The following is a 5,874-nucleotide window of genomic DNA, read 5'->3' as shown; positions in this document are numbered from 1 at the left end:
GACTTTTCCGAGAGTGGTGTCGTTAAGGTCTGATAGAGCAGCGGTGCCCAAGGCAATGCACCGGGCATGGACGACTTACGGGAGGGCTGGAGTAACGGCTTGCCCCGCGCTGTGCCCCAGCGCGAACGGCGCGATTCGTCGACAAGCCCGCTCACCACAACAAGCTGGTCATTACAGGCTTTGCTTCCGCTCCAATGGACGGTTAAGGTTCGTTCAGGTTTTTCGTCCCACGAGTCTTCAATGTTCAACGCTTGCGTAATCAAAGCACTGGCCTTCGCCCTGCTGGCCGCCGCTGCCGTGCCTGCCCATGCCGACTGGTACCTGGATAACGAGTCCTCACGCCTGTCGTTCGTCACCACCAAGAACACCGAAATCGCCGACGTGCATCGCTTCCTGGTGCTGCACGGCAAGGTCGACGGCAAAGGCGCGGCACAGCTGGAAGTGGAGTTGGAGTCGATCAACAGCGGCGTGCCGTTGCGCGATGAGCGCATGCGCAACCAGTTGTTCGAGATCAAGACCTTCCCCGACGCGCTGATCAACGCGCAAATCAACCTGCAACCCATCAACGACCTGGCGCCCGGTGCGCAACTGGAATTGCGCCTGCCGTTGTCGGTGACCCTGCACGGCAAGACCCAGACCTACAGCGCCGAGTTGCTGGCCACGCGCCTGGATGACCGACGCTTTCAGGTGGTGACCCTGGAGCCGGTGGTGCTGCACGCCGAGGATTTCGATCTGGCACCGGGCGTGGCTGCGCTGCGCAAGGCGGCGGGGCTCAAGTCCATCAGTCTGTCGGTACCGGTGGGTGCGGTGCTGATCTTCACGGCGCGCTGACATGAGCGGCGCGGTGTTCCCATGGCGCAGCGCCAACCGCTTCGAGTTGTTGATCGACGGGCCGGGTTTCTTTCCGCAGATGCTGGTGGACATTGCCCGCGCCGAGCGGCAAGTGGAGCTGGAATTGTACCTGGTGGAAGCCGGGGCCTGCGCCGAAGCCATGGTGCAGGCACTGGTGCTGGCCGCCGAGCGCGGTGTGCAGGTGCGCTGCCTGTTCGATGACTACGGCAGCCTGGCGTTTACCCTGAGCCTGCGCAAACGCCTGACCGACGCCGGTGTGCAACTGCGTTTCTACAATCGCCTGAGTTGGCGCCTGTGGATGCGCAACCTGTACCGCGACCACCGCAAGCTGTTGCTGATTGACGAGCAACTCGCCTTTGTCGGCGGTACTGGCGTCACCGACGAGTTCTGGACCCCCGGCAACGACAGCGCCGACTGGCACGAAGTGATGGTGCAGATCAGCGGTCCGCTGGTGCAGGACTGGCAAGCCCTGTTCGAACGCCAATGGCACGCCAACAATGCCCGCCGCGCGTGGAAACCCGCCAGGCATTTCGGCCTGCCGCGCTTGCCCAAGATGCCCGCCACCGGGCCTGGCCTGGGGCGTGTGGCGTATGCCGATGCGCGCCAGCACCGTGACATCCTGCAATCGCTGATCCGCGCCTTGAACAGCGGCCAGCAACGCATCTGGCTGGCCACCCCGTATTTCCTGCCCACCTGGGGCGTGCGCCGCGCCTTGCGTCGTGCAGCCGGGCGTGGCGTGGACGTGCGCCTGCTGCTCACCGGCCCGCGCACCGATCACCCGTCCGTGCGTTATGCCGGGCACCGTTATTACCCGAGGCTGCTGCGTTCGGGCGTGCAGATTTTTGAATACCAGCCGTGTTTCCTGCACCTGAAGATGGTGTTGGTGGACGATTGGGTGAGCATCGGCTCCTGCAATTTCGACCACTGGAACCTGCGTTTCAACCTGGAAGCCAACCTCGAAGCGTTGGACCCGGAATTGACCCAGGCGGTGGCGGGCAGCTTTGAACGGGATTTCGCGCAGAGCCAGGCGGTGAGCCTGGAAGCGTGGAAGGCGCGGCCATTGTGGCGGCGGGTGAAGCAGCGGGTGTGGGGATGGATTGACCGGTTGGTGGTCAATCTGCTGGATCGGCGCGGTTAGTTAGAGCAATGAGGGCAACTGTGGGAGGGGGCAAGTCGAATCGTCGCACCGCCCCTCCCACATTTTTAATCTCACCAGGCTTTAGAGCAGTTCAAAGGTCTGTTGCTGCACATCCTGGGAATCCAAGCCGATCTGCACATTGAACTCACCCGGTTCCGCCGCGAACTTGAGCTGGGTGTTGTAGAACTTCAAGTCTTCCTCGGTGATGGTGAAGTGCAGCGTGCGTTCTTCGCCCGCCTTGAGCATGACCTTCTGGAAGTTTTTCAGCTCCTTGATCGGGCGGATCATCGAGCCGGCCACGTCCTGGATATACAACTGCACCACGGTTTCGCCATCGACCTTGCCGGTGTTTTTCAACGTGACGCTGGCGTCGAGCTTGCCGGTCTTGTTCAGGGTGGTGGACGACAACGCCATGTCCGACAGGCTGAACGTGGTGTAGCTCAGGCCATAGCCAAACGGGAACAGCGGCCCGGTGGTGTCATCGAAGTACTGCGACGTGTAGTTGCCCGGCTTGCCCGGCGTGAATGGCCGGCCAACGGTCAGGTGGTTGTAGTACGTCGGAATCTGCCCCACGGAGCGAGGGAAGGTGATTGGCAACTTGCCTGACGGGTTGTAGTCACCAAACAGCACGTCAGCGATGGCGTTGCCGCCTTCGGTGCCGGCGAACCAGGTTTCCAGGATGGCATCGGCCTGATGGTTCTCCTCGCCGATCGACAGCGGACGGCCGTTCATCAGCACCAGGACCAGCGGTTTGCCCGTGGCTTTGAGCGCCTTGATCAGGTCACGCTGGCTCTGGGGGATATTCAGGTCGGTGCGGCTGGAGGATTCGTGGGACATGCCCCGTGACTCGCCGACCGCTGCAACGATCACGTCGGCGCTCTGGGCGGCCTTCACCGCCTCGTCGATCAACACCTGCGGCGAGCGGGTGTCATCCACCACTTCCGGGGCATCGAAATTGAGGAAGTTGAGGTAGTCCACCACGGCCTTGTCGTGGGTGATGTTGGCGCCACGGGCGTAAATCACCTTGCCCTTTTCGCCGATGACCGCGTTCAACCCGTCAAGCAGGGTCACCGACTGTGCCGGGCGGCCGGCGGCGGCCCAACTGCCCATCATGTCGATCGGTGCCTTGGCCAGCGGGCCGACCAAGGCGATGGTCGCGGATTTTTTCAGCGGCAGCGTTTCGTTCCGGTTCTTCAGCAACACCAGGCTGCGGCGCGCGACGTCGCGGGCTTCGGCGCGGTGCAGGCGGCTGTCGGCGTAGGTGTCGACCGGATCATCCTCGGCCTTGCCGATGCGCAGGTACGGGTCCTTGAACAGGCCCATGTCGTACTTGGCGCCGAGCACTTCGCGAACGGCATTGTCGATGTCGCTCTGCTCGATTTCGCCGGATTTGAGCAGGCCGGGCAATTCCTTGCCGTACAGCGAGTCGTTCATGCTCATGTCGATGCCGGCCTTGATCGCCAGTTTCGCGGCTTCACGCCCGTCCTTGGCCACGCCGTGCTTGATCAGCTCGAAGATCGCGCCGTGGTCGCTGACGGTCAGGCCCTTGAAGCCCCAGTCCTTGCGCAACAGGTCGTTCATCAGCCAGGTGTTGGCGGTGGCGGGCACGCCGTTGATCGAGTTCAGCGCCACCATCACGCCGCCGGAGCCAGCCTTGATCGCGGCGTGGTAGGGCGGCAGGTAGTCCTGGTACATCTTGACCGGGCTCATGTCGACCACGTTGTAGTCGCGGCCGCCTTCCACTGCGCCATACAGGGCGAAGTGCTTGACGCTGGCCATGATGCTGTCGGCATTCGCCGGGCTCACGCCCTGGAATGCCTTGACCATCACTTCGGCAATGCGCGACACCAGGTAAGTGTCTTCACCAAACCCTTCGGAGGTGCGGCCCCAGCGTGGGTCACGGGAGATGTCGACCATCGGCGCAAAGGTGATGTCGAGGCTGTCGGCCGCTGCTTCCTGCGCGGCGACGCGCCCGGAGCGGCCGATGGCGTCCATGTCCCAGCTGGACGCCAGGGCCAGGCTGATCGGGAAGATGGTGCGGTGGCCGTGGATCACGTCGTAGGCGAAGAACATCGGGATCTTCAAGCGGCTGCGCATGGCCGCGTCCTGCATCGGACGGTTTTCCGGGCGGGTGATCGAATTGAACGTGCCGCCGATGCGGCCGGCGGCGATTTCCTGGCGGATCAGCTCGCGGGGCATTTCGGGGCCGATGCTGATCAGGCGCAATTGGCCGATCTTTTCATCGAGGGTCATCTGCTTGAGCAAATCGCTGACGAAGGCGTCTTTATCCTTGAGCGCAGCAGGCTTTGTTTCTGCCCATACGGGGTGACTGGCCAGAGTGGCAACAAGGCCGAGCAAACACAGCTTCTTCATGACTATCCTTTTTCGGCACAGCGCACAGCGAAAATGCACGGTTCTGCCAAAATGTGGTGAACATATGTTGTTGTTCGAGTGTTATACCGACAAATGCAGCACACTTCGGAACTCTTATTTGCGCTGGGCATCTTTTTAGCTGATTGATTCGATGCAATCCAGTCGTGGCAGGGGATTATGCCTTACCGCTGTCCAATTCCATCAAGGTTCGCCAGGAGAATCACCATGCAAGCAGCACAAGGTTACCGTTGGGGCTTGAAAGCCGCAGTCCTGTTTGTGATCGCCAGCGTTCTGAGCGGTTGCGGCATCAACAACATTCCCACGCTGGACGAACAGGCCAAGGCGGCCTGGGGCCAGGTGCAGAACCAGTATCAGCGCCGCGCCGACCTGATCCCCAACCTGGTGGAAACGGTGAAGGCCTACGCCGCCCATGAGCAGGAAACCCTCACCGCCGTGATCGAGGCGCGGGCCAAGGCCACGTCGATCCAGGTCGACGCCAGCACCCTCGACAACCCGGAAAAACTCAAGCAGTTCCAGCAAGCCCAGGACGGCTTGAGCGGTGCCCTCAGCCGCCTGATGGTGGTGTCCGAGCGCTATCCGGACCTCAAGGCCAACCAGAACTTCCTGGCCCTGCAGTCACAGCTTGAAGGCACCGAGAACCGTATCGCCGTGGCTCGCCGCGACTTTATCCAGGCGGTGCAGGCCTACAACACCGAGATCCGCACCTTTCCTGGTCGCCTCTGGCACAGCGTGATGTACAGCGACCTGCCGATCCGCGCGACGTTTGAAGCCACCAGCGCCGATGCCGATAAAGCGCCGCAAGTGAAGTTCAAATAAGGCTGCATTGAGGTGTCGATGCGTTTATTAAGGATAGGCCTGGCGCTGTGGCTGTTGGCCTGCGTGGGCGCGGCCCAGGCGGCGCTGACGTTTCCAGCGCTGACCGGGCGGGTGGTGGACAACGCCCAGATGATCGACCCGGCGACACGGGCGCAACTGACCCAGCAATTGCAGGCGCTGGAACAGGCTACAGGGGACCAGATCGTGGTGGTCACCGTGCCCGACTTGCAGGGCGTGCCCATTGAGGACTTCGGTTATCAATTGGGCCGCCACTGGGGCATTGGCCAGAAGGGCAAGGACAACGGCGCGTTATTGATCGTCGCCCGCGATGAGCGCCAATTGCGCATCGAAGTCGGCTACGGCCTGGAAGGCGTGCTGACGGATGCGCAGTCGTGGGTGATCATCAACCAGGTGATCGCGCCCAAGTTCAAGGCGGGCAACTTTAGCCAGGGCATAAGCGACGGCGTAGCGGCGATCCTGCAGGTGGTGGGCGGCGAACCACTGGCGGTGCCGGCCCATGTGGCGGATGCGAACTTTGCCAAGGATAATCCCGGGTTTTCCATCGGCCTGTTCGTCCTGCTCATCGGCGTGTTGTGGTTGTGCAACCGCATGGGGCTGCCGGTGGGCGCTATCCTGCTGGCCATTCTCAGCAGCAGTGGACGCGGCGGCGGTGG

6 protein-coding genes are annotated in these 5,874 nt (G+C 62.2%); 4 read left to right on the top strand and 2 right to left on the bottom strand.

What is annotated here, in order from left to right:
- On the bottom strand, positions 1-248 hold a 248-nt coding region (locus CQ041_RS26470), incomplete at its 3' end, for a hypothetical protein (protein ID WP_218276521.1).
- On the opposite strand from CQ041_RS26470, the gene CQ041_RS25345 reads away from it, so the two are divergent.
- Together CQ041_RS25345 and CQ041_RS25340 are read left to right on the top strand one after the other, a co-directional pair.
- Positions 241-831, top strand: coding sequence for a YceI family protein (locus tag CQ041_RS25345; protein ID WP_105525127.1), 591 nt, complete (start codon positions 241-243; stop codon positions 829-831). The genes CQ041_RS26470 and CQ041_RS25345 overlap by 8 nt on opposite strands.
- A gap of 1 nt (position 832) precedes the next feature.
- Positions 833-1,990 (top strand): phosphatidylserine/phosphatidylglycerophosphate/cardiolipin synthase family protein, encoded by a 1,158-nt coding sequence (locus CQ041_RS25340; RefSeq protein ID WP_105525126.1) that lies wholly within the window; start codon positions 833-835, stop codon positions 1,988-1,990.
- Between the two features lie 81 nt (positions 1,991-2,071).
- Here CQ041_RS25340 and bglX read toward each other — a convergent pair whose 3' ends face one another.
- Positions 2,072-4,363 carry a beta-glucosidase BglX gene (gene bglX / locus CQ041_RS25335; RefSeq protein WP_105525125.1) on the bottom strand — a complete coding sequence of 764 codons (2,292 nt, stop codon included), beginning with the start codon at positions 4,361-4,363 and terminating at the stop codon, positions 2,072-2,074.
- Positions 4,364-4,588: 225 nt separating this feature from the next.
- Between bglX and CQ041_RS25330 the strand changes: the two genes are divergently transcribed.
- The gene (locus CQ041_RS25330) at positions 4,589-5,200 is read left to right on the top strand and encodes a LemA family protein (RefSeq protein WP_105525124.1); all 612 of its coding nucleotides are present in this window, start codon (positions 4,589-4,591) and stop codon (positions 5,198-5,200) included.
- Between the two features lie 18 nt (positions 5,201-5,218).
- Positions 5,219-5,874, top strand: a 656-nt coding sequence (locus CQ041_RS25325; RefSeq protein ID WP_105649061.1) for a YgcG family protein, incomplete at its 3' end; no start/stop codon positions are given.

Origin of the sequence: Pseudomonas sp. MYb60, from assembly GCF_002979555.1 — a bacterium.
Classification (GTDB): domain Bacteria; phylum Pseudomonadota; class Gammaproteobacteria; order Pseudomonadales; family Pseudomonadaceae; genus Aquipseudomonas.
This window is presented reverse-complemented; position numbering and strand designations above follow the sequence as displayed.

Coding starts and splice junctions, on each gene's coding strand:
- bglX (WP_105525125.1), bottom strand. CDS start 4,363: ATGAAGAAGCTGTGTTTGCTCGGCCTTGTTGCCACTCTGGCCAGTCAC.
- CQ041_RS25345 (WP_105525127.1), top strand. CDS start 241: ATGTTCAACGCTTGCGTAATCAAAGCACTGGCCTTCGCCCTGCTGGCC.
- CQ041_RS25330 (WP_105525124.1), top strand. CDS start 4,589: ATGCAAGCAGCACAAGGTTACCGTTGGGGCTTGAAAGCCGCAGTCCTG.
- CQ041_RS25340 (WP_105525126.1), top strand. CDS start 833: ATGAGCGGCGCGGTGTTCCCATGGCGCAGCGCCAACCGCTTCGAGTTG.